18 protein-coding genes are annotated in these 21941 nt (G+C 37.0%); 3 read left to right on the forward strand and 15 right to left on the reverse strand.

The features are described 5' to 3' along the window. Positions 1-10: 10 nt before the first annotated feature. From AY601_RS09645 to AY601_RS09670, 6 genes are all read right to left on the reverse strand, one after another. Entirely contained in the window at positions 11-841 is an 831-nt protein-coding gene (locus AY601_RS09645) for an ABC transporter permease (protein WP_068399855.1), read from the reverse strand. A 1-nt stretch (position 842) separates the two neighbouring features. Beyond that, complete coding sequence (locus AY601_RS09650; protein ID WP_068399857.1) at positions 843-2081, reverse strand: quaternary amine ABC transporter ATP-binding protein; 1239 nt, start codon at positions 2079-2081, stop codon at positions 843-845. Positions 2082-2098: 17 nt separating this feature from the next. Next, positions 2099-3322 carry a hypothetical protein gene (locus tag AY601_RS09655; protein ID WP_068399860.1) on the reverse strand — a complete coding sequence of 408 codons (1224 nt, stop codon included), beginning with the start codon at positions 3320-3322 and terminating at the stop codon, positions 2099-2101. Positions 3323-3861: 539 nt separating this feature from the next. Next, positions 3862-4659 carry a hypothetical protein gene (locus tag AY601_RS09660; RefSeq protein ID WP_068399862.1) on the reverse strand — a complete coding sequence of 266 codons (798 nt, stop codon included), beginning with the start codon at positions 4657-4659 and terminating at the stop codon, positions 3862-3864. 103 nt (positions 4660-4762) lie between these two features. Further along, on the reverse strand, positions 4763-8428 hold the full coding sequence (gene purL, locus AY601_RS09665; RefSeq protein ID WP_068399865.1) for a phosphoribosylformylglycinamidine synthase: 3666 nt from the start codon (positions 8426-8428) through the stop codon (positions 4763-4765). 102 nt (positions 8429-8530) lie between these two features. Then, on the reverse strand, positions 8531-9322 hold the full coding sequence (locus tag AY601_RS09670) for a methyltransferase domain-containing protein (protein ID WP_068399867.1): 792 nt from the start codon (positions 9320-9322) through the stop codon (positions 8531-8533). Between the two features lie 110 nt (positions 9323-9432). Between AY601_RS09670 and AY601_RS09675 the strand changes: the two genes are divergently transcribed. Next, positions 9433-10035, forward strand: a complete 603-nt coding sequence (locus AY601_RS09675; RefSeq protein ID WP_068399870.1) for an HD domain-containing protein — start codon at positions 9433-9435, stop codon at positions 10033-10035. A gap of 106 nt (positions 10036-10141) precedes the next feature. On the opposite strand, the gene AY601_RS09680 is transcribed toward AY601_RS09675, so the two are convergent. From AY601_RS09680 to AY601_RS09690, 3 genes are all read right to left on the reverse strand, one after another. Further along, on the reverse strand, positions 10142-10678 hold the full coding sequence (locus AY601_RS09680) for a DUF3828 domain-containing protein (protein ID WP_068399873.1): 537 nt from the start codon (positions 10676-10678) through the stop codon (positions 10142-10144). 173 nt (positions 10679-10851) lie between these two features. After that, positions 10852-11373, reverse strand: coding sequence for a DUF3828 domain-containing protein (locus tag AY601_RS09685; protein ID WP_068399876.1), 522 nt, complete (start codon positions 11371-11373; stop codon positions 10852-10854). 45 nt (positions 11374-11418) lie between these two features. Next, the gene (locus AY601_RS09690; RefSeq protein WP_068399880.1) at positions 11419-12261 is read right to left on the reverse strand and encodes a DUF3828 domain-containing protein; all 843 of its coding nucleotides are present in this window, start codon (positions 12259-12261) and stop codon (positions 11419-11421) included. A gap of 312 nt (positions 12262-12573) precedes the next feature. Between AY601_RS09690 and AY601_RS09695 the strand changes: the two genes are divergently transcribed. Both AY601_RS09695 and AY601_RS09700 read left to right on the forward strand, forming a co-directional pair. Next, positions 12574-13629: an endonuclease/exonuclease/phosphatase family protein gene (locus AY601_RS09695; RefSeq protein WP_068399883.1), complete on the forward strand. Its 1056-nt coding sequence runs from the start codon at positions 12574-12576 to the stop codon at positions 13627-13629. Between the two features lie 17 nt (positions 13630-13646). Next, the gene (locus AY601_RS09700) at positions 13647-14690 is read left to right on the forward strand and encodes a hypothetical protein (RefSeq protein ID WP_068399885.1); all 1044 of its coding nucleotides are present in this window, start codon (positions 13647-13649) and stop codon (positions 14688-14690) included. 6 nt (positions 14691-14696) lie between these two features. Here AY601_RS09700 and AY601_RS09705 read toward each other — a convergent pair whose 3' ends face one another. The 6 genes from AY601_RS09705 to AY601_RS09730 all read right to left on the reverse strand — a co-directional run bounded on the left by AY601_RS09705 (position 14697) and on the right by AY601_RS09730 (position 21862). Continuing rightward, entirely contained in the window at positions 14697-16511 is a 1815-nt protein-coding gene (locus tag AY601_RS09705; RefSeq protein WP_068407381.1) for a 7TM diverse intracellular signaling domain-containing protein, read from the reverse strand. 184 nt (positions 16512-16695) lie between these two features. Then, a complete protein-coding gene (locus AY601_RS09710; RefSeq protein WP_068399888.1) occupies positions 16696-17580 on the reverse strand; it encodes a polysaccharide lyase in 885 nt (294 codons plus the stop codon). A 430-nt stretch (positions 17581-18010) separates the two neighbouring features. Further along, the gene (locus tag AY601_RS09715) at positions 18011-19144 is read right to left on the reverse strand and encodes a sensor histidine kinase (protein ID WP_068399890.1); all 1134 of its coding nucleotides are present in this window, start codon (positions 19142-19144) and stop codon (positions 18011-18013) included. 13 nt (positions 19145-19157) lie between these two features. Then, a complete protein-coding gene (locus tag AY601_RS09720; RefSeq protein ID WP_157287816.1) occupies positions 19158-20207 on the reverse strand; it encodes a sensor histidine kinase in 1050 nt (349 codons plus the stop codon). After that, complete coding sequence (locus tag AY601_RS09725; protein WP_068399895.1) at positions 20204-21631, reverse strand: S41 family peptidase; 1428 nt, start codon at positions 21629-21631, stop codon at positions 20204-20206. The genes AY601_RS09720 and AY601_RS09725 overlap by 4 nt, the downstream gene beginning before the upstream one ends. Positions 21632-21679: 48 nt before the next feature. Continuing rightward, positions 21680-21862, reverse strand: coding sequence for a class I lanthipeptide (locus AY601_RS09730; RefSeq protein WP_068399898.1), 183 nt, complete (start codon positions 21860-21862; stop codon positions 21680-21682). Positions 21863-21941: the final 79 nt, after the last annotated feature.

Here is a 21941-nt window from a genome sequence, read left to right on the forward strand (position 1 = left end):
AAACCTGCGCTTAGGCTATATTTTTCTTTTTAGTATTTCCAAAAGACTGTGTAATACGATCCAGGATAATGGCCAGGATCACGACAGCGATTCCACCTTCAAACCCTAATCCTATTTTAAGTTGTGTAATTCCTTTCAATACGACTTCACCTAATCCTCCGGCTGCAATCATAGCTGAAATTACAACCATAGAAAGTGCCATCATAATCGTTTGATTTACTCCTGCCAAAATAGTAGGCAAAGCTAAAGGCAACTCTACTTTAAAGAGCAATTGTCTGGGCGTAGCACCGAACGAACGGGTTGCTTCTACAATTTCTTTAGGCACCTGGCTAATTCCAAGCGTAGTTAAACGAACTGCTGGAGGCATCGCAAAGATGATAGTCGCAAATGCTCCTGGTACTTTACCCAATCCAAAAAACAAAACCGCCGGAATCAGGTAAACGAATGCTGGCATAGTTTGCATTAAGTCAAGTATAGGTCTCATGATTTTTCCCGCTAAAGGATTCTTTGCAGCCCAGATTCCCATTGGTACACCTATCAGCAGTGCAATAAACGCAGCAGACAAAATCAGCGCCAGTGTAGCCATTGTTTGTCCCCAGTAGCCCATTGCCCAAATCAGTGTTAAGCCCAAAATGGTAAATATGGTCACACCTAAACCAGTACGTTTCCAAGCCAGGAAAGCAACCAGTAAAATAATCACGTAAAATGGAGGGAACATCAATATCCATTCAACAGAATCCACTACTGAGATCACGATGATCTTTATGATGTTAAATAAGGCTCCAAAATTGTTGGTAAGCCAGTTTATAAATTCTTCTATATAAGGTCCTATATGTATCATATTATATTACTTCGTTTTGTAAATTATCAATTGAGTTTCCATTCACATTTTCCCAGGAAGTTCCTGTAGTCTCTATCAGCAGAGAAGTTTGTGCAACGATTCCAAGCAGTTTATTAGTTTCTCTGTCCACAATCGGCACTGCTCTTCCGTTTTCTGCAATAAATGGAAGCATTTGTTCTACTGTAGTTTCCGGATAAGCAACGGGTACATCTTTGACAATAGCCATTTCTATGGTTTGGTGCCCTTTGGCTTTGAGCTCCAGAATATCTTTCAGATAAACAAAACCCAGAAAATGCTTATCTACAGAAACAGCTGGCAGCGATGTCAATCCTGAAGAACGCATCTTTCTTAAACTACCTTCTACCCCATCTTTTTTGAAAATCGCTACTGTAGGTTTTTCAAATAAAAGGCTGGCCGCAGTAATAATTGATTTACGGTCCACTTTTTCTACAAAAGAGGACACATATTCATCTGCCGGGTTAGTTAAAATATCTTCCGGAGTACCAATCTGGATCACTTCACCATCTTTCATAATGGCAATACGGTCTCCAAGACGGATCGCTTCGTCAAGATCATGCGTAATAAATACAATTGTTTTATGCATTTTTTCCTGCAAATCAATCAGCTCATCCTGCATTTGTGTACGGATCAGCGGATCCAATGCAGAAAATGCCTCATCCATTAACAAGATCTCAGGATCATTTGCTAAAGCGCGTGCCAAACCAACACGTTGCTGCATACCACCTGAAAGTTCTGAGGTATTCTGATTTTCATATCCTTTCAGACTCACCATCTCAATAACTTCCTGAGCCTTTGCTTCGCGTTGTTCTTTAGGAATATCCTGTAATTCCAGACCGAATGCTACATTTTCCAATACTGTACGGTGAGGTAACAGCCCAAAATTCTGGAAAACCATAGCCATTTCTTTTTTACGGACATTCTGTAATTCCTTGTCGCCAAGGCTGGTGATATTTACATCATTCAGAATGACGCTGCCCGAAGTAGGTTCAATTAACCTGTTCAGACATCTCAGCAAACTAGACTTACCACTACCTGATAAACCCATAATTACAAAGAATTCGCCTTTTTCTATATTAAAACTGGCATTTTTCACCGCAACTGTACATCCTGTTTCTTTCAGGATCTCTGCTTTGGTTTTTCCTTGTTTTAATAGTGTGAGTGCCTCCTCTTTTTCTTTACCGAATATGAGTGTAAGGTCTTCTATCTTAAGTTTAGACATAGTATAGATGTTTTACGTTAAAAATAATAGCCAATATTAATATTGAACCGGCTACTCCATTTTGAATCCGGATTACCTGTAGATAATCCGTTTTGCCAATCCGGCCCTAACCAGGGCTGATTTTTTCCTGCTGCCCAATCCACATAAGTCACCAGGTTTCCTGCATTGATCATACAGCCAAGTACATTCATCTGTGTGTCTTTAAATCCAGCTTGTGGTTTGTTCATATAAGAGTAGTTTTCATAAAAAACAAGCGACTTAACCGGGCCCAATTTTACAGGCTGTGTATAAGCGAAAGATGCGGTATGCAGGTAAGCCTTGCGGGCGACATCATAGGATGAACCATAGGCAGCTAATTGTACTATATTTTTATACTGAGATGAGTCAGATAGATTATATTGATAGTACATTGATTGCAACTTAACATTAAGCTTACCAAACCTGAGATCTGTGTGTAATGCAGCGGCCCACCTGGCTCCCATTCTTCCTGTTGGGATATTGTATACGCCACCAACCATGCCGGAAATTCCAATTTTCTTATCTTCTGCTATCAAATACTCTGTTTTGATATTACCTTGATTCACCTCTTTGTTTCTGCCGGCAACGTCATAAGAGTAACGGGATGGGTCTGTTCCGGATTTATCACCGAAGTTCAGCTCCATGGCATTTTTAAAGAAGGCAATATCATAAATCCAACGGTTTCTGCGTTGATGGAAGTTAACCCCCATCGAGAACTTATCTTCAAAACCCACATAATATGGAAGGTTAAAGAACCAATTGTGAGAGTTATAGGCTGTATTTCCAAATGGATTCTGAACAAGTCCGATATCCAGATGGGTACTGTCATTGAAAAGATATCTCACATAACCCTCTTTCAGAAAGCTTCCTCCAAAATCTTTAGAATAAAAGCGATATTCTGCATGAAAATCCAGCTTTTTATAAGCAACGTCTGCGTTGATACGAAACATATCAAGGCCAAAATCACCTCCTCTTTTAACTTGTTCTTTTTTCCAGGACGATAAATTGTAGTTGAATCTTAATGCACCTCCAATTTTCAGCACTGGTTTGTCAGGACGCAAAGGAGTGATTGTAGTATCCTTTTTTAAAGGAGTTGTCAAGGTACTTTTTTTTATTGCTATGGTATCCTTTTTTATTGATGCAGAGTCTTGCGCTATTAGTGTTAAAGGTAAAATAACGGTAAATACTATACAGCTTAATAAGTGCTGTAATTTTATTTTCATAAATAAAGTTTATATACGCTGACTTAATTGCCGCGTACCATAAAATGCTTTAAATAAAACATTAATTAACAAATGCTCAGGGAGTAAATTCCCTGAATATTTAAACAGAAATTGTGCTGTTTCTTTCTAGAATTTAACGCTCAGATGGCGTCTTTAACAGCGGACGTTTAAACTAAAACCGAGGCAAAGGTAAGCATAATTTATCGGTTTTTAGCCCCTGTGGCGGATATGGAGCTAGAATCAGCGGAATTTAAGGTGGTAAAAACAAGAAAAAAAAGGGGATAATTCAGCTGATTTTATACTGCAAAAAAGACATGAAATTTCTTCCCGGTTTTATTACCTTAAAAGAGGATTTACAAGAATTATTGAACAATAAAAAAAGGCGTGTCAGCAAACTTAAGGCTTGATTTTTACCGATATTCAGTCATCCTTAGCTGGTTCATTTTCCGGAATCTGAATGCATAATTTCAAACCACTTGTACCGTAAATCTGACTCCTGAATAGAACGCTTGAATTTTACCGTTCAAAGTGACGATATTTTATTTTGTTTTTTTTTCTTTTTCAAAATATTCGTAGCTGAAATTAAGCAATTCTGGCTTCGCACCCGACTCTTTTACTGATTTTTCAGGCCCGGATAACTGCTGTTTAATGGTGCTCAAAGTGACAGGTAACCCGTTCTCCATTTTAAAGACCAGATGTGATCGGTTCGTGTGAATTGTCTTATCCAGAATCAGGTTTCCCTTGACATCGTTAAAGAAGTTTTCTGTCATCATATTCATTTCATCATCATCCGGATGCTCTTTATAATGGATGGTCAGGGGCAAATCCCAGTTCGTATTAGAATAAATCGTTATCGGTTGTGATAATTTATCAGCATGCTTATTCACTTTATGAAAAATTCTGCCTTTGCGGACATAACGGTCTATCTTTTGGTTATGCACTGAAATTACCGTATCACCAGCATACTGAAATTGATTAAAGCTACCAGAATGGTTTATAAATTCATCAGGTGCACCATTTTTATAAGTTACAGCTAAGGTATCATTTACAGTTTGCATTGCTTTCCACTGCCCTCTTCTGTTAAATAGGAGTACAAAGTTTTTAGATGGATCAGCAAGATTTTCAATTTTCATCTTTTTAACGCCATTAAGCCTAAAAAGTTGCAGCGGCAGGTAACGGTCAGGAAAAAGCAGATCAAAAGCGAGATACATCGCTAATCTGGGTGTAGGATCTTTTTGATACTTACTTGCTGTACCAATTTTAACTTCGTAGACTACATCCTGCGCGTACACACGGTAAGTAAATAATAGCAGCAATAATAATAAACCCTTTTTCATAAAACCTCCTGATATAAATATGGCCTGATTACTATACAAAGATAGTACATCAGGCCATTCTAAAGAACTTGTTTATTTGCAAGTTCCAGCTATTTTAGCTAATTTATTTTGCTAATTTTTCAATCCATTCTCTTGCATTCACAAAAGCTTCCATCCATGGAGAAACTTCATCCTTACGTCCTTCAGGATAGTTAGCCCAATGCCATTGGAACAATGAACGTTCAATGTGCGGCATCATCACCAAGTGTCTACCTGTTTTATCACTGATCATTGCAGTATTGTAATCAGATCCGTTAGGATTGGCCGGATAGGTTTCATAAGCATATTTTGAGACGATATTGTATTGATCTTCTGCATATGGCAACTGGAATTTTCCTTCACCATGCGAAACCCATACCCCTAAAGTACTGCCAGCTAAAGTGGAAAGCATCACTGAATTGTTTTCCTGTATAGTCAATGAAGTAAAGATACTCTCATGTTTAGCACTATCATTGTGTAACATTTTAGGCTTTTCCTCATGATCTTCATTGATCAGACCAAGTTCTACAAACAACTGGCAACCGTTACAAACACCAACTGATAAGGTATCTTCACGTTTAAAGAAGTTTGTAAGCGCTTGTTTTGCCTTCTCATTGTATAAGAACGCCCCTGCCCAGCCCTTAGCAGATCCTAAAACGTCTGAGTTAGAGAATCCACCAACTGCACCAATAAACTGAATGTCTTCCAATGTTTCTCTGCCTGAAATTAAATCAGTCATATGCACATCTTTCACATCAAAACCAGCCAGGTACATCGCATTTGCCAATTCTCTTTCTGAATTACTTCCTTTTTCACGAAGCACTGCAGCTTTAGGTCTTGGTTTAGCAGCATCAATAACTGGTTTTTTTCCATCGAAGTTTAAAGGAAAACTATAATTTAATACATGGTTTTTATAGTTATCAAAACGTTCTTTAGCCTTAACCGGGCCGCTTTGTTTTTCATCAAGCAGGTAAGAAGTTTTAAACCATACATCACGTAAATGATCAATATCAAAACTCCAGTTACCAGCTGCGTTTTTAACAGTCAGCTGGGCTGTTTCTGTCACAGTACCAATTTGATGATAAACAACACCATTCGCATTCAGAAGCGCTTCAGCACTCACATCAGCCTGGAATACGATACCTATATTTTCAGCAAAAAGTGTCTCTATAATATCCTGATCCCCTAAAGCAGAAAGATCAAGGGATGCTCCCAGGTTACGGTCTGCAAAACATAATTCTAAAAGCGTAGTAATTAAACCACCACTGCCTATATCATGTCCTGCTTGTATTTTTCCAGCTTTAATTAATTCTTGTAACGTATTAAAAGTCGTTTTAAATTGTCCCGCATCTAAGATATCAGGAGTTTCTGTACCAACTTTGTTTAAGATTTGTGCAAATGATGAACCACCTAATTTATAACGGTCTCCTGAAAGATTGATATAATAGATAGCACCACCGCTCTTACGTAAAACAGGTTCTACTACTGCGGTAATATCATCGCAATGTCCGGCAGCAGAAATAATTACTGTACCTGGTGCGATAACTTCCCCATCTTTATATTTCTGTTTCATCGATAAAGAATCTTTACCAGTAGGAATATTAATTCCTAAACTGATCGCAAACTCTGAACACGCTTTTACAGCTTTATACAAGCGTGCATCTTCTCCTTCATTTTTACAAGCCCACATCCAGTTGGCCGATAGTGAAATACTTTCCAAACCATCTTTTAATGGAGCCCAAACAATATTTGAAAGTGATTCTGCGATGGCATTTCTGCTTCCCGCTGCAGGATCAATCAGTGCAGAAAGCGGCGCATGCCCTATAGAAGTTGCGATACCATCTTTACCCTGAAAATCCAAAGCCATTACACCACAGTTATTCAATGGTAATTGTAAGGGTCCTGCGCATTGCTGTTTAGCTACACGCCCACCTACACAACGGTCAACTTTATTTGTTAACCAGTCTTTACTGGCTACAGCTTCTAATTGTAATACTTGTTCGAGGTAAGTATTCAGTTCTGCAGTATCATAAGTTACAGGCTGATATTTTCTATCAATCGTTTTATCCTGCATAATTACTTTTGGAGAACTGCCGAACATATCTTCCATTTTCAGATCCATTGGTTTAGAACCATTGGTTGCAGATTCAAAAGTAAAACGATGATCACCTGTCACCTCACCTACAGTATACATTGGAGCCCTCTCACGGTCAGCAATTTTCTGTAAGGTGCCGATGTTTTTCTCACTGATCACCAGCCCCATACGTTCCTGAGATTCGTTACCGATAATTTCTTTAGCAGAAAGGGTCGGATCACCAACCGGCAATTTATCTAAATCAATCTTTCCACCAGTTTCTTCCACCAATTCAGAAAGACAGTTCAGGTGCCCGCCAGCTCCATGATCATGAATAGATACAATCGTATTGTGATCGCTTTCTACCATACCACGCACAGCATTGGCAACTCTTTTCTGCATTTCAGGATTAGAACGCTGAATGGCATTCAATTCGATACCTGAACCTAAAGCGCCTGTATCTGCTGAAGATACCGCAGCACCACCCATTCCTATTCTATAATTTTCTCCGCCTAAAACAACGATTTTGTCATTCAGCGCTGGTTTTTCTTTTTGAGCCTGGTCAGCTTTTCCATAACCTACCCCGCCTGCTTGCATGATTACTTTATCATAACCTAGTTTTCTGGCGTCTTCTTCATGTTCGAAAGTAAGAATCGAACCTGTAATTAATGGCTGACCAAATTTGTTACCGAAATCAGAAGCTCCGTTTGAAGCCTTGATCAGGATGTCCATTGGAGTCTGGTATAACCAGTCTCTTTCATTTACTGCTTTTTCCCATGGACGATTTTCTTCCAGACGCGAGAACGAAGTCATATAAACAGCAGTACCTGCCAATGGCAATGAGCCCTGGCCACCGGCTAATCTGTCCCTGATTTCTCCTCCTGAACCTGTAGCAGCACCATTGAAAGGTTCTACAGTAGTCGGAAAGTTATGCGTTTCTGCTTTGAGTGAAATTACTGAGTCAAAATCTTTAATTTCATAATAATCCGGTACATCAGCTCTTTTAGGTGCAAATTGCTGAACTCTCGGGCCTTTAACGAAGGCTACGTTATCTTTATAGGCTGAAACAATTCCGTTAGGATTAGCTTCAGATGTTTTACGGATTAGTTTGAATAATGAAGAAGGCTGTTCTTCTCCATCAATTACAAAAGTACCATTGAAAATCTTGTGACGACAATGTTCTGAGTTGACCTGAGAAAAACCGAATACCTCTGAATCTGTTAGCTTACGCCCAAGTTTTTCTGCTAATTTATTTAAGTAATCTACTTCTTCTTCACTTAAAGAAAGACCTTCCTGCTGATTATACGCTGCAATATCTTCAATTGGCAGAATTGACTCTGGTTGAATGCTGATGGTATAAATCTCCTGATTAAGTTCACTGTACTTTTGAAACAGCATCGGGTCAAAGTCAGTAAAATCTGCTGTTGTGTTTTTGAACTCTTCAATTCTGATGATCCCGTGAATATCCATATTCTGGGTAATTTCAACAGCATTCGTGCTCCATGGAGTTACCATTGCAGCGCGCGGACCAATAAAGAACTCCGTCAAAACGGTTTCTTGTTTGAATTGGGCACCGCCAAACAGCCAAGTTAACTTTGAAATATCTGACGATGAGAGAGTTTGCTCTGATTGTAAAGCAAAAACAGTATTAAGCTCGTTGGAGAAGAAATAAATCATGGTATGTTTTTATGGCGCAAATTTAATTTAAATAAATTCTATGTTGCTATATATTGCAAATATATACGTGTTATTTTGCAGATTATACCATAAGATGTAGAATTACAGAGCTATTCTCCCTCTTACTTCTTTTAACTTCATGATCATTTGCTCTGCATCAGTGCTTATCCACTGGTCATAATCTTCAATTGCTTTTAATCTAAGGGAATCTTCCAGATAACCCTCTTCAACCATTTGTGTGGAACCTGCAACTTTTGACCAGATGCCAATCCGTTGTAAAAAATTGTCATCCTGCTGCTGGTAAACCTCTTCAGCATTAAACACTTCAATTTCCAGAAAACCAGTTTCGGCAAAATAACCGGCCAGGTCTTCGGCGATATGATTGTTCATTCCTGCATCAGCACGCCACTTTAAAAACGTCTGGTAAAAAGACAACATACTTTCGGGTGGCTCTGGCTGCCAGCTTAACTGTTCATGGTTATAATCCAGAATAGAAAGTTGACCTCCTGGTTTTAATAATGATTTGAATTTTAACAGGGCTTCTTTTGGATTGCTTAACCACTGTAAAGTACGAGCGGAGACAATCAAGTCGAATTTCTCTTCAGCTTCATAGCTAAATAAGTCATGGTGAACAAGTTCCAGATTTGAGGTTGTCTGATAACTTTCTTTACCACTAATGATAAATTTCTCCGTATGATCAATTCCGGTGACAGAGCCATCAGGGCCTACCCTTTCGGCAATATCTTTTGATATCGCTCCGGTTCCGCAGCCAATGTCCAGTACACGCAAACCATTTTTAAGGATCGGAATTAGCGTAGCGTAATCTTTCTCCAAACTTCTGTTATCAAATATTTTATTCGTGGTCTGATGGTCGCGGTGTATGGTTTTATTCATTTTATATGGAGGTTACGCTAAATGATTATTCTGCGCTTTAAGTTAGAAATTCTTACCGGATTCCCCTATTAACCATTTCACTTTCTATATTTGGGAACGATTTTATCATTATGAATTTAGATATATTACTACAGCAGGTCGCTTTTATTCACGAAATCGACAAACTTAAATACATCCAGAGGAAAACCCGCCTTTTCAACAGTGACCGCAGAGAAAACGATGCTGAACACAGCTGGCATCTAGCGGTGATGGCAATAACATTAGCTGAACATTCCAATGAACCAATAGACATTTTAAAAGTCTTGAAAATGCTGCTGATCCACGATCTGGTCGAGATTGATTCGGGTGATGTTTTTCTCTATGATACCATTGTAAACCATGACAATACAGAAGCTGAGCGTAAAGCAGCAGAAAGAATATTTGGTTTACTGCCTGCAAAACAAGCAAAAGAATTTGTTGCAATCTGGGAAGAATTTGAAACAGGAGATACTGCAGAAGCCATGTTTGCGCATTCCATGGATAGATTTGAACCAATTTTACAGAACGTATCCAATCAAGGCGGCACCTGGACTGAACACAATGTACCTTATGATACCGTGATGGACAAAACCAGCAAAATTCAGCATGGATCTAAAACGATCTGGGATTTTACTGAAACATTAATTGATGATAGCGTATTGAAAGGATATATAAAGAAGCCAGACCAGGAATAGGATCGATTTAAATGACCATCCTGACCACTTACTCTGGTCAGTTTTTCACCTTGTAGCCTGTCCATAAATGAACAGGCTATTTTAAAAGGTATATATTGTTTGTTTTTTATCCGCCAACCATCGTCCCGGGTGTAGAAACTGCAGCAGAGGAGAATTGAGTTAAAACTGCTTTGATATTTTTGCCTGCACCTGCATTCTGTTTATAATTGACGTTATCAATCTTCCAGGCGCCGTTCTCTTTAATCAGTACCACATCGTCTTTCCATGTCGTATTGTTATAATTCTTATTGGTAAATTCTACAGTGACTATAGCTTGATCACCTTCAATTTTAGTCTCCCCAATTTTGAACCTGGTATATCCCTCATTCAAACTGGTAAAGATATCGCCTTCAATCATATCTGGCTTATCTGTTGATTTCGAGGCTTTCATCTTTTCTGCTGAAGCCGCTTCTTTTTCAAGTGCTTTATCAATTAACCCAGCTAACGAGGCCGAAAGCATTCCTTTATCAGCGCCGACATATTTGCCTTTATAATATTTGTAAAATGTGTTAACCACCTTAGTGGTCCCACTACTTTTAGTATTGTCACAGCTAAATAAGAGCGTCACAACAATAAGAGGAAAAAATAGAATTTTGGTTTTCATAAGCTTAATATTTGGTTTTTAGCTAAAAAATAGCACTATCTAATATAAGCAATTATTCAGACAGGACAATAAATAATATCACCAAAATTAACCTATAAGTATTTGAATGATAACACAATAACTTCATTTATCAATTCAATCGTTTTGCTGTCTTTTACATCTTCCAGAGCTTGTTAACTTTCGTTGACAACAGGCTCCGGAGCCAGGAAATCTGACAGCCCTTTTTTAAGGTTAGGGCGGGGCGCATTTTTCAAGCCGTAACGTACATCATCTATTTTCCAGTTCCCATTTTGGCGAATCAGCCGCACTTCATCTGTCCACACTATATCTCCTTCCCGGTTATTGGTGAACTCCACGCGGACGGTAGCCAGATCCCCATCAGTTTTCACCCGGACTATTTTAAAAGAAGTATAACTTTCGTACAGACTTGTAAAGATATCTCCTTCTATCATGGCTGGCTTACCTGTTGAATTTGCAGCTTTTAATTCAGCAGCTGATTGCGCTTCCAATTTAACAACCTTGTCTATTAATGTGGCCAGTTCTCTTGACAATAAGGTCTTATTGACTTCTTCAAAGGGACCTTCATAATTTTTATAAAATGAGTCTACAGCCTTAGCCGCGCTATTGCTTTTAGAATTAGTACAACCGAATAAAATTACAGCGGCGATAATTGATAATAAGATTTTGCTATTCATTAGGGTATGGATTTATTTTTACAGGTATTTTAATGGATGACTATGCTATTCAACATATCCTGAATAGATAGTTTTACCGTCTTTCAACGCTCCGAGCCTCCAGACATTATTTCTTTTCTCCAAGAACACACCTTTATCAGAAAATTCTGATTCATAAGCCGTTAATGACTTTTTATTCAATACCCAGCTGGTGTTTTGTGTAAATACTTCTGCTTTTTTCTGATCATCGGAAAAGATGACACTTGCTATTGAAGTTCTATCCATGCTTCTTAATTTGATAGGCAATTCAAGCACAAGGATACATCCTTTTTTAAGATTACTCCATTGATATTGATTGCCCGCAGACAGTCTGCACCGCTGATCATCGGCATCTGATTTTACTGCGGTGATTGGGGTCAAAAACTGCGATAACACATCTTTAGTGCTTTTTCCAAAAGAACGTTCTCCTTTAAAACGCACATTATCAATTTTCCAGGCCCCATTCTCTTTAATCAATTCAATATCGTCTTTCCAACTCTCGCTGCCGATCTTGCTATTGGTAAATTCGAGTTGAACAGTGGCTTTATTGTCATAAATAGTAGTTCTGCCAATCTCATAAGAAGTGAAACTTTCTGATAGGCTGGTGAAAATATCGCCTTCAATCTTATTCGGCTTATCTGTTGATTTTAAAGCGCTGAGTTCTTCGACAGATTTGACTTCTTCTGCAATCGCTTTGTCTACTAAAGCGGATAAACCAGCGGAGAGTAAGTTTTTATTCACCTCTTCAAACGGCCCTTTGTGGTGATCATAGAAAGCATTAATCACTTTGTTAATCTCATTATTTTTGAAAGGATTGCAACTGAGTAAGAGCGTTGTTACGATCAATGATAACAGGATTTTTAATTTCATATAATTATTTTTTTTAAGTTTAGAGCGCTGCTAAAACGACTTTTATAATTCTGTAAACGCGATTCGGTTGCTATACCCCTATCTCGAGCAATAAATTAATATCCGTTATCGTGAAAGAGGCTCAAAACTGAGTTTGAAAATATCCGGGAACAATACTTGCGCTGAGGGGATGGAATACCAGGATTAATACACAGTCTTTAATGGTAAACTAAAATTAAGCTGATCCCTGCAAATGAGAAACCTGTTTTGGTGAGCCGGGATAAATCACTAAGTTTAAAAAAATATTTAAATAGTTCTTTTTAAAATCGGCGAATGCACGCGTTTATTATCACATTATCAATTCTTCTGCTCTCTTTTACTTTACTATCAATTGTCAAACACGACTATTGGACTTTCCGGATTTTCGATTATCCAAGGTTGCAAAAGCTGGTACTTTCTATTATTTGTTTACTCCTGATTATCTTTTTTTACCATGGACAACTGCTGTATTATTGGTTGCTGATTGGTTTAGTCACGTTGAATATTGGCTATCTTTTTATACAAATTGTCCCCTTCACTCCGCTGGGGAAAAAGCAAGTAATCCGTGTAACAACAGCTATTCCAACGCAGAGTCTGAGTATTATGATTGCTAATGTTTATCAGGACAATACCAATTCAAAGGGCTGTCTGCAGGAAATACATAAAAATGACCCTGACCTTGTCCTGCTATTAGAGACTAACCAACGCTGGGATACCGAAACAAGGGAACTGGAAAACACCTATAAGTTCCATGTTCGCATACCACTGGAAAATACTTATGGCATGCTTTTGTATTCCAAACTGGAATTGATAGCGTCAGAAATTCTTTACCTCGTAGAAAAAGATATTCCGTCTATTCATACCGGTGTTATGCTTAAAAATGGAATGCGGATTCAGTTATATGCGTTACACCCAACTCCACCTGTACCTAATGAAAACCCAAGATCAACTGAAAGAGATCAGGAATTGCTGCTCACTGCAGATCTTGCGCAGAAATGTAAAGATCCCGTGATTGTTATTGGCGATATGAATGATGTAGCGTGGAGTTATACAACGGAGCTATTTTTAAAAATGAGTGGCTTGTTAGACCCAAGAAGAGGGAGAGGATTTTTCAATTCCTTTCATGCACATTATCCAATTATGCGTTTTCCACTAGACCATGCTTTTATCTCTACAGACTTTAAACTAAAGCAAATCAAACGCCTGGCAAATTTTGATTCCGATCATTTCCCAATTTATATCGATCTTCAATATGAGAAAAAGGCCTCCCTTCAACAAGAGGCAATGGAACCAGATGCTGAAGATATAGCGATTGCAGCAGAAAAGAAAGCATATATTACCAGTGATTAAGCGTAAATTACCAGTACATGGAATCTAATGATGTAAAAATATCCCGCAAAAAACCAATTTTCCCAGTTACCCCTGCTTTGCAGAAGTACCTGAGAACCTATCAGCGGGATTCAAAACTTCCGATTACTTACAATGATTTGTTAGTCTTTGACGAAGCTTATCCAATTATGGATAAGTATGGAAAAGACTCACTTTGGGAAGGGCCTATTTATCCCGCAGAACGGATTGAGCAGCTGCATAATGGCTTGAAGGTCATTTACGCCAATTTAAAAGCATCTGGTAATCTGCGTATTGTACAGCATAAGTACATTGAGAGAATTGAATACTGCACCTTTGGGAATACACATCCTTTCCGGATTAAAATTGTAAACCGTCTAAATGATGTATACGACTATTTTTATGTTAAAAAAGCTGATGCATCACGGATTTATGGACTTGAACTGGAAGAAATCCTGTCTCCAAACCAGGTCAATTATCTTGTGGATGGAGAAACATTGATTGAAGAGCATGTGGCTGGAATACCAGGAGATGTTTTCGCAAAAATGTATTTACATAATCCAGAATACAATCCTACGCGTATAGCGAAGGAATTTGTAAAATTCAACGAACGCTGTTTAGTTATGTTATTAGGCGATATGCGGGCTTATAATTTCGTAGTACAGATTACGCCAGATTTTGACGACATCCAGTTCCGGATCAGGGCTATTGACTTTGACCAGCAATTTTATGAAGGAAATATCAAAGTATACCTTGCGCAGTTCTTTAAAGAGAACCTTCCATATGTAAAGATGTGTATGGAGCAATTATCTGATAAGACCTTTCTGCAATACCAGCAGGAAGAGAAGTCTTCAATACTACATCGCGTTCGTAGTGAGCGGCATCGTTTAACAGATTTGCGGGATGTATCCAATACCGAGATATTAACTACACCAGAAAACATAGCCTCTTTGAAAAAAGGAATGTCCGAACACTTTGCTGACCTGAACTATTTAAACTGCAATACCATGACTGATATCGTAGAATTGAATATTAAGAATATCATCAGGCAGGTGAAATTATAAGGACACTTAATGATTTGAATCCAGCACCAGTTTGCTCCATCCCCCTTCCCCACTGGCTTTTAATTCCTTTTTACGTTCTTCCAGGATCTTCTGCATTTTACTATTATAAGCCCAGCATGTACTTTGCCTGATGAGCAATAATCCGGAAAGCTTATGAGAAGAAATCTTCCCTTTGGTAGAATACACGAGAAAAAGCATATAAAAAGCCTTATTAATCGGGATCTTGCTATTTTGGAAAATGGTATAGGCGATTACAGATTCATCATACCCACATTTTGTACATCTCCTGCTATAGGGTAAGAAACCGGCAAGAAAAAACGTATTCATACATTTACGGCAGGCATATCCATTTGCCCATTTCAGCTCAGAAAGATATTTAAAACAAGTTTCTCTATCTGGATAAATCTTACTGAACTCTGCAAAATCAACATGGTCTGACATCACCCTGGCTTTCGTTACCTTCTCGATATTCACATGCAGCTCCTGATTATCCTTTTCCAGCATCGCATTCATTAAGGAAATTTCTTCATTTTGTTTTTCAATAATAGAAGCTTTTAAGCTGACTTCTTGTGTGCGCTCATCAACCAGCGTGGACAATTCTTTATTCAACGTATCTTTCAGACTTTCATTTACTTGTAATTGATGGATCATTCTTTTTTGCACCTCACTTTCATTTTTACGTAAGGTGCGGACACTTTCACCAATAGCAAAAGAAACCAGGATCATCTCAAAAACAAAACAGAAACTCAGACTATAATAAGAAAATGGTCCATATGGCATCCAGGACACATTGAGTAACAGCAGAATTTTAATGAGAAAACCAATGACCAGAAATGAATAACCAATTACAAAAAACATTGCAGGCCGGTAATGGTTCTTCAGAATATAGATACCAGTTCCATAAGCAACCAGCAATGGGATCAATTCTACCAGTTTATAACTAAATAGCTGCTTATTAAACAGGCATATGATAAAAAACAAACTGCGTAAGCTGATAACCCAGATAATTAATTGATAAAGTCTGGGAGCCTTAGCTTTAACACCGAGAAAATTAAGCGTAAACATTAACGCAAAAACACTACTTGAATATAAAGCCATGCCAATACCGTATTCATTCCATAAAGGCGAGTTTGGCCACAAGTATTGAAAGGCGATACCATCAATACTCATTTCGTATAAGCCGATACTCAGATTATACAATACATAATAGAGGTACTGCATTTGCCTGACCGCAAAAAACATGAGCAGATTATACAAACTAAAAACAATTACCATCCCATAGAACAATCCGAAGATCAGGTATTCATTCAATGCATATTTCACGAACCAGCGGATATCCCTTAATACCATAATGGCACTTACAGATTGCGAAGACTTGATCCTTACATAATAGGTAAGTGTGGCGTCAGTATCATTATTAAGTTCATAAATGAAGTTTTTGTGTTGATATTCTCTTTGACTAAATGGATAAGCAGTCCCAGAATAATAAGCTTGATAATGACCATTTTTCTTGGGTACAAACAGACTAAAATGATTAACTGACTGATCAAAAAATTCAAGTACCCAATTTTTAGCAGATGCCCGGGAATGCTTTATTTTAAATCTGTACCAGTAAGCAGAAGTTAGATGATAGTTTTTAGGAGTATACTTTTCATTGGGAATAAATTCTGACTGCATAGCAGGCTTTAAAACATCAGACAATGTTAAAGCGTTAGTGCGATCTTCCAAATACTCGATTTCTCCATAGGAAAAAATATAATGAGGGACTTTATCTTGAATAGCAATGATCTTTTGTGCGTAAGACAGTTGGATTGTCAGCATAAAAAATAAACATATGCCCAAAAGGATTCTAATCAAATGGCCTATATAAGAGAAAAAAACAGGTTTAGTCATTAAAAATTGTAAAGATGTTAATCACCGGATTATTAAATATAATCAATTGCAATGAACAATTTAACAATCAAATAACTGGCCCGGTAAATGAAAGCCAGGCCAGTTGAGTACATTAATTGATTTTATTCACAACTAAATTATCGTAATAGATATAATCTGTAGTATTAGCTTTCCATTCTTCCTGGCTTCCACCTCTGAAAGTATGGAATGTAAGCTTATTGATTAATCTTTGACTATCATTTGTAGTCCAGCGGATATCATTATCCAGAATAGTTTGTCCATTGATAATAATTTGTGCATGTCCGTTTGTGCTTGAACCTGTATTGCTTTTCACATACATATGGACGTGGTACCAAACCCCTTTTTGAAGCGATCCGCTTGCAGGGAAACGTTGAGTATAAGTATCTCCAAACTTAGTAGGCTGATCTTTATGATAAACATAAGGCTGAAAAAATACCCTGTCTGCACTTGGTGAATACCACATTAACCGAAGTGTTCCACCATTTCCATCCCATCCTGGATCTCCACCAGTATTTCCTTCACCAATAGCAAAGCCAAAACCAATCTTTCCACCTCTGCTAAAATTGAAATTACTGTGAAATTTCACATCGTAATCTACTTCGTAAGTTGTTCCCTGACTTAAATTCACATTTCCAATCAAGCCTCCTGCTCCTGATAGGGCATTGGGCAATAAAGTAACCCTTAAGCCATTAGAACCATCTTTTCCATTAGTCACAAAAGCTCTTGATTCTTGCCATCCCGAAATATTTCCAAAGTCTGCAGCTGCTTGTGAATTGGTATAAGTTGAACCATTGGTCCTGTTCTCCCAGTTCAGATTAATATCACTATTTACAGCATTCACCGCCGTTGCTGGAGTTTCCTGATCCTTGTTTCCCGATTCGTTTGTATTGACGTCTTTTTTACAGGCCGCCCCGAATAAAACTGCCAGTAAAACTATACTAGCCATTAACTGTCTTTTGTTAGTCTGTTTTTTCATTAGATAAATATTTGGTTTATAAATTGGTTGCTATAAATTTAAAGGAGTTTTATTGACATAAGCAAGAAAATAATTTTACAATAATCTGTATATCAAATAATTAAAAAATAATTGATACGCTATAAATCATAGATTTTTTAATATAATTATTGCCTTTATCAAAGCTGTAACCGCTTTGTTTGCTTTAGCCTGGCAATACTGATACGCTTACACCACAAAAAAAAATATTTATTCTTTTTTTCAATTGCCTGGCAATTGTCTTCAGAGGATTAAAAGAAAGCTGGTGAATATGAACTGCAGGTCTATTCTTAAACTTATTATTTGATATATTCGGTCTATAATCAGCCCAAAAGACTGTTATGTGATTGGTGGAGTACCTGCACACTGGAAATAAGAAAACAGCCCACTATTCGCAGAGTACACCTACTGATTAAGAAAGATTAAGTTTCTTTTTTGCAAATAACCTGGCCCATTCAACCTTTTCATTATTGAGCTGGTCATCTTTTGAGGTATAAAACTCAACTTTATGAAAAACAGGTAACTTAAGTGACAAGGAATAAAAAATATCATTATTATCAATAATTAACTCATAATCATTCCTGTAATGATGAGCAATACGTTTTCTGATATTTTCAACACCTATTCCGCTGGAGTGCTCAGCTGCCCATTCACTCCTTTTATTGTAAGTATTCAGCAGAATAAAACATCCATCTTCAGAAATTGATAACCGGATTTTTGCTGGATCATCCGGCAATGTACAATTACCATGTTTTAGGATATTTTCTACAATAGTAATAATTATCAAAGGGACAATTTGAATTGATGAAGAAGTAATCCCAAAATCAATATCGATTTGTAAACGATTGCTAAACCTCATTTGATTCAGCTTAATCACGTTTCGTACATGTCCGAGTTCATCAGAAAGCATGACCATACGATTACCGTCATTCCTATCCAGCGAATACCGCATAATTTGGGATAAAGTCATGATAGCATCGGATAGTCCATCTGATAAAGGCAAAGCTTTTGCGTAAAAGAAGTTCAGCGTATTGTTTAAAAAATGCGGATTAATTTGTGCGCGGAGAAATGCATATTCGGCCTCAAGTCTTTCTTTTTCCAAACGGTTGCGTTTTCTTTCATGTCTGATCATCTTAACAGCAAAAGCATAGGCAAAACCAAAAATCATGTACTTCATTGTAAGATATGCTACTGCCGACTGAATAGCATAAAACCCCTGTGGCGGAGCTACAGGTCCAGGATTGACATTAATGAATGGCGTGATGTGGTTTTCAACTATGTACCAATCAATACAGTTCACGATATGAATTAATAAAATACCTATAATTAATGCTATAGGTTTATTTGGAATAGTATATTTTAAAAACAGATAAATACTTAGATAAACAATAATTAAGTTAGGGATTTGTGTGACTAACACATCTGGTAAACTGAAGAAATACGTTTCAGGAATATTTACAAATTCATTAACTGAATACAGAGAAAAATAAATCAACCAAAAAATGAAATGATAAAATATTAAACGCTGTCTTATAGATACTTGCATAATCCGTCTGAAATTAAGAGTAAAAATCAACTTGATGAAAAACTGGCAACTTTAATTTCAGCATGTAAAAGTCATCATTATTATCCACGACCAATTCATAATTATTACCATAATGATAATCCAGACGCTTTTTAATGTTTTCCATTCCTATTCCACTCACATTTTTTATCAAAGTTTTTTTCTTTCTGTTATAAGTATATAGATGAAGAAAATACCCATCTTCAGAATTGAACAGGTGAATGACAGCAGGATCTTTAGCCAGCGTACAATCACCATGTTTTAATACATTTTCTACAATAGTTATCATGATCAATGGAACAATCTGAATTGAAGGAAAAGTATCTTCAATTTTAAGGTCAATTTGTAACTGGTTACTAAACCTCATCTGATTAATTTTAATCACATTGTTTACATGCTCCAGTTCATCAGAAAGCAAGACCATTTTGCTATCCTCATTCTTTTCCAGAGAATAGCGCATAATTTGAGATAAAGTCACAATTCCATCCGATAATTCATCAGATAAGGGCAATGATCTTGCGTAAAACAAACTCAGTGTATTAAACAAAAAATGTGGATTGATCTGCGCCCGGAGAAATGCATATTCAGCTTCAATTTTCCCCTTTTCTATCATTGCCATATTCTTTTCACGTTTGATAACTTTCATGCAAATTGCGTACCCAAAGCCGAAAAAAGCAAACTTAACAAATGCCCAAAGAACAATAACAATTTCATACAGAAAATTAAATTGAGGTACCGGCGAATTTTTCAGGAATGGTCTGAGCACAAAACTTATCTCATACCACATCAGGAAATACCACCAATAAAGTAAGATAACCCCGATAGTCAACGGTACAATCTTTAAAGGGACAGTATACCTTGAACACAAAAATATGATGAGATAAACCAATAAGATATTTATTCCCTGCGCATACAGTACATCAAGCCACACCATCCAATAATTATTACCAGGATGAAAAATGGAATCATACCTATTGAAAATAATGTGGAGTATCCAGAATATTATATGATAAGATATTAGCTTATAATCTATTGAATGTTTCAATTGGCAGTTTTATAAGTCCGTACAAAATCTATCCAATCTGAAGTTTGGTCTGGAATTACAATACCAGGAGTTATCCCAATATTGTTTAATGGGCGCTTTTCGATCCTGTCTGACCTGAACGCGGGATATTGAACAGTAAAATAACTACATGAAATTTTCCCACTCACAACCTCAGTATAATCAATAGCCCCAGCACTATTCTGGCCAAAGAGTGTCACTTTTTTACTTTGCTCAGCTCTTAAAATAAAATGTTCAGCAGCACTCGCACTTCCTCTGTTCATCAGTACAGAGACACGCTGTGGATTCTTTAAAACATGAGAAAATTCAATAGTATCTGCACCATAAAGAGGATACAATTCACCAACATGTGCCTTTAATTTTTCGGTCTCTTCCCTAAACTTCTTTTGAGTCTGTTCAGGAAAACCAGAAATATCGGTATCATATCCATTTTTAATATTATCTGGAGTTGCCCATACCACTCCACCATCGGTATAAATTGGATTGGTATAAATATAGGGCAATAACTGCTCGAAGGTACTTGTCAGTCCTCCAGAATTATTACGGATGTCAATAATAAGATGCTTGCTTGTTTGCAGCAATCCTTTATTTTTCTTCAGAATACTGTCTACTTCTTTTTTGTATTTAAAAGCAAAACTCGGTATGACCAATAAATCAGTTTCTTTATCAAGTACTTTAAACGATGGTGATAAAGACTTTTTGACTAAGGTCCTGGGTTCGTATTTATTTGTAAAAAATTTACTTTTATACCATACACCGAAATAACCAAGCTCCAGGCTATCTTTAGCTACAATTAACCATGGGAATTTTTTCCCATGGTCAATTCCTCTGAAATAAATGAGCTGATAATTACCTTTTATCTTTTTTATCCTGAGCTTTACTTGCTGATTCTTCCAGGCAGGAACATTTGTTCCAACAATAAAGCCAACAAATTCATCACTATCAGGAGTACTATCTTTTACTATACCGATCTTATAAGTATCAGGAGCATAATTCCAATACCCCTCTATACCATCAAGACGGCCCTTGTTCCGAAGCAAATAGGCATCTAAGGTTTTCTCATTCCATGCTGTCTTTTCTGCTGTAGAAAAAAAATCATTAACCTCTTCTTTTGTAGCTTTTCCAGGCGTAAAAGAGAGACCAATATGCTGATCCTTAAAAAAAGACAACCACTCCGCACAAATATCAAAACACTTCATTTTTTCGGATGATTTAGCGATTTCTTGTAAACTATCCGTAAAAACATCAAACCGTTGTTGATTTGAAGCATTTACTTTATCCTTATAACCAACGTAATTGTTCTTTATTTTAGCTATCAGAGATTTGAAATTATCACTACAATTACAGCTTTGAGCATTAGAAAAAAAGGGCAATAAAAATAAAATCAGTATAAGTATTCTCTTCACTTTAGTGTGGTTGATATTTTGTAATCGGTTTATCAGCAATATATTTGCTTAACCAGTAGTTTGAACAGTGTCACAAGTAGTACGTCCTGAGTCACCATCGTTGGTATTAATAATGCGGTTTGCACCTTTCCCGCCCCCTCTTATTTTCATCATTTCCTTTTTGCCAAGTGATACGATAACAGTTTTTTCAAATGATAACGACTTGTCGGTATTTTTTCCTTTTTTCTTCATAACAGTATTAGATTTCTAAATATATAATTTACTTTTTTTAATATGCAATAATTACAATACAGAACTACACAATTATTTT

It is taken from the genome of Pedobacter cryoconitis (genome assembly GCF_001590605.1).
Lineage (GTDB): Bacteria > Bacteroidota > Bacteroidia > Sphingobacteriales > Sphingobacteriaceae > Pedobacter > Pedobacter cryoconitis_A.

Excerpts from the sequence above, each read along its gene's own strand:
- AY601_RS09645 (WP_068399855.1), bottom strand. The coding sequence starts at position 841 with ATGATACATATAGGACCTTATATAGAAGAATTTATAAACTGGCTTACC.
- AY601_RS09650 (WP_068399857.1), bottom strand. The coding sequence starts at position 2,081 with ATGTCTAAACTTAAGATAGAAGACCTTACACTCATATTCGGTAAAGAA.
- AY601_RS09655 (WP_068399860.1), bottom strand. The coding sequence starts at position 3,322 with ATGAAAATAAAATTACAGCACTTATTAAGCTGTATAGTATTTACCGTT.
- AY601_RS09660 (WP_068399862.1), bottom strand. The coding sequence starts at position 4,659 with ATGAAAAAGGGTTTATTATTATTGCTGCTATTATTTACTTACCGTGTG.
- purL (WP_068399865.1), bottom strand. The coding sequence starts at position 8,428 with ATGATTTATTTCTTCTCCAACGAGCTTAATACTGTTTTTGCTTTACAA.
- AY601_RS09670 (WP_068399867.1), bottom strand. The coding sequence starts at position 9,322 with ATGAATAAAACCATACACCGCGACCATCAGACCACGAATAAAATATTT.
- AY601_RS09675 (WP_068399870.1), top strand. The coding sequence starts at position 9,433 with ATGAATTTAGATATATTACTACAGCAGGTCGCTTTTATTCACGAAATC.
- AY601_RS09680 (WP_068399873.1), bottom strand. The coding sequence starts at position 10,678 with ATGAAAACCAAAATTCTATTTTTTCCTCTTATTGTTGTGACGCTCTTA.
- AY601_RS09685 (WP_068399876.1), bottom strand. The coding sequence starts at position 11,373 with ATGAATAGCAAAATCTTATTATCAATTATCGCCGCTGTAATTTTATTC.
- AY601_RS09690 (WP_068399880.1), bottom strand. The coding sequence starts at position 12,261 with ATGAAATTAAAAATCCTGTTATCATTGATCGTAACAACGCTCTTACTC.
- AY601_RS09695 (WP_068399883.1), top strand. The coding sequence starts at position 12,574 with ATGCACGCGTTTATTATCACATTATCAATTCTTCTGCTCTCTTTTACT.
- AY601_RS09700 (WP_068399885.1), top strand. The coding sequence starts at position 13,647 with ATGGAATCTAATGATGTAAAAATATCCCGCAAAAAACCAATTTTCCCA.
- AY601_RS09705 (WP_068407381.1), bottom strand. The coding sequence starts at position 16,511 with ATGCTGACAATCCAACTGTCTTACGCACAAAAGATCATTGCTATTCAA.
- AY601_RS09710 (WP_068399888.1), bottom strand. The coding sequence starts at position 17,580 with ATGAAAAAACAGACTAACAAAAGACAGTTAATGGCTAGTATAGTTTTA.
- AY601_RS09715 (WP_068399890.1), bottom strand. The coding sequence starts at position 19,144 with ATGCAAGTATCTATAAGACAGCGTTTAATATTTTATCATTTCATTTTT.
- AY601_RS09730 (WP_068399898.1), bottom strand. The coding sequence starts at position 21,862 with ATGAAGAAAAAAGGAAAAAATACCGACAAGTCGTTATCATTTGAAAAA.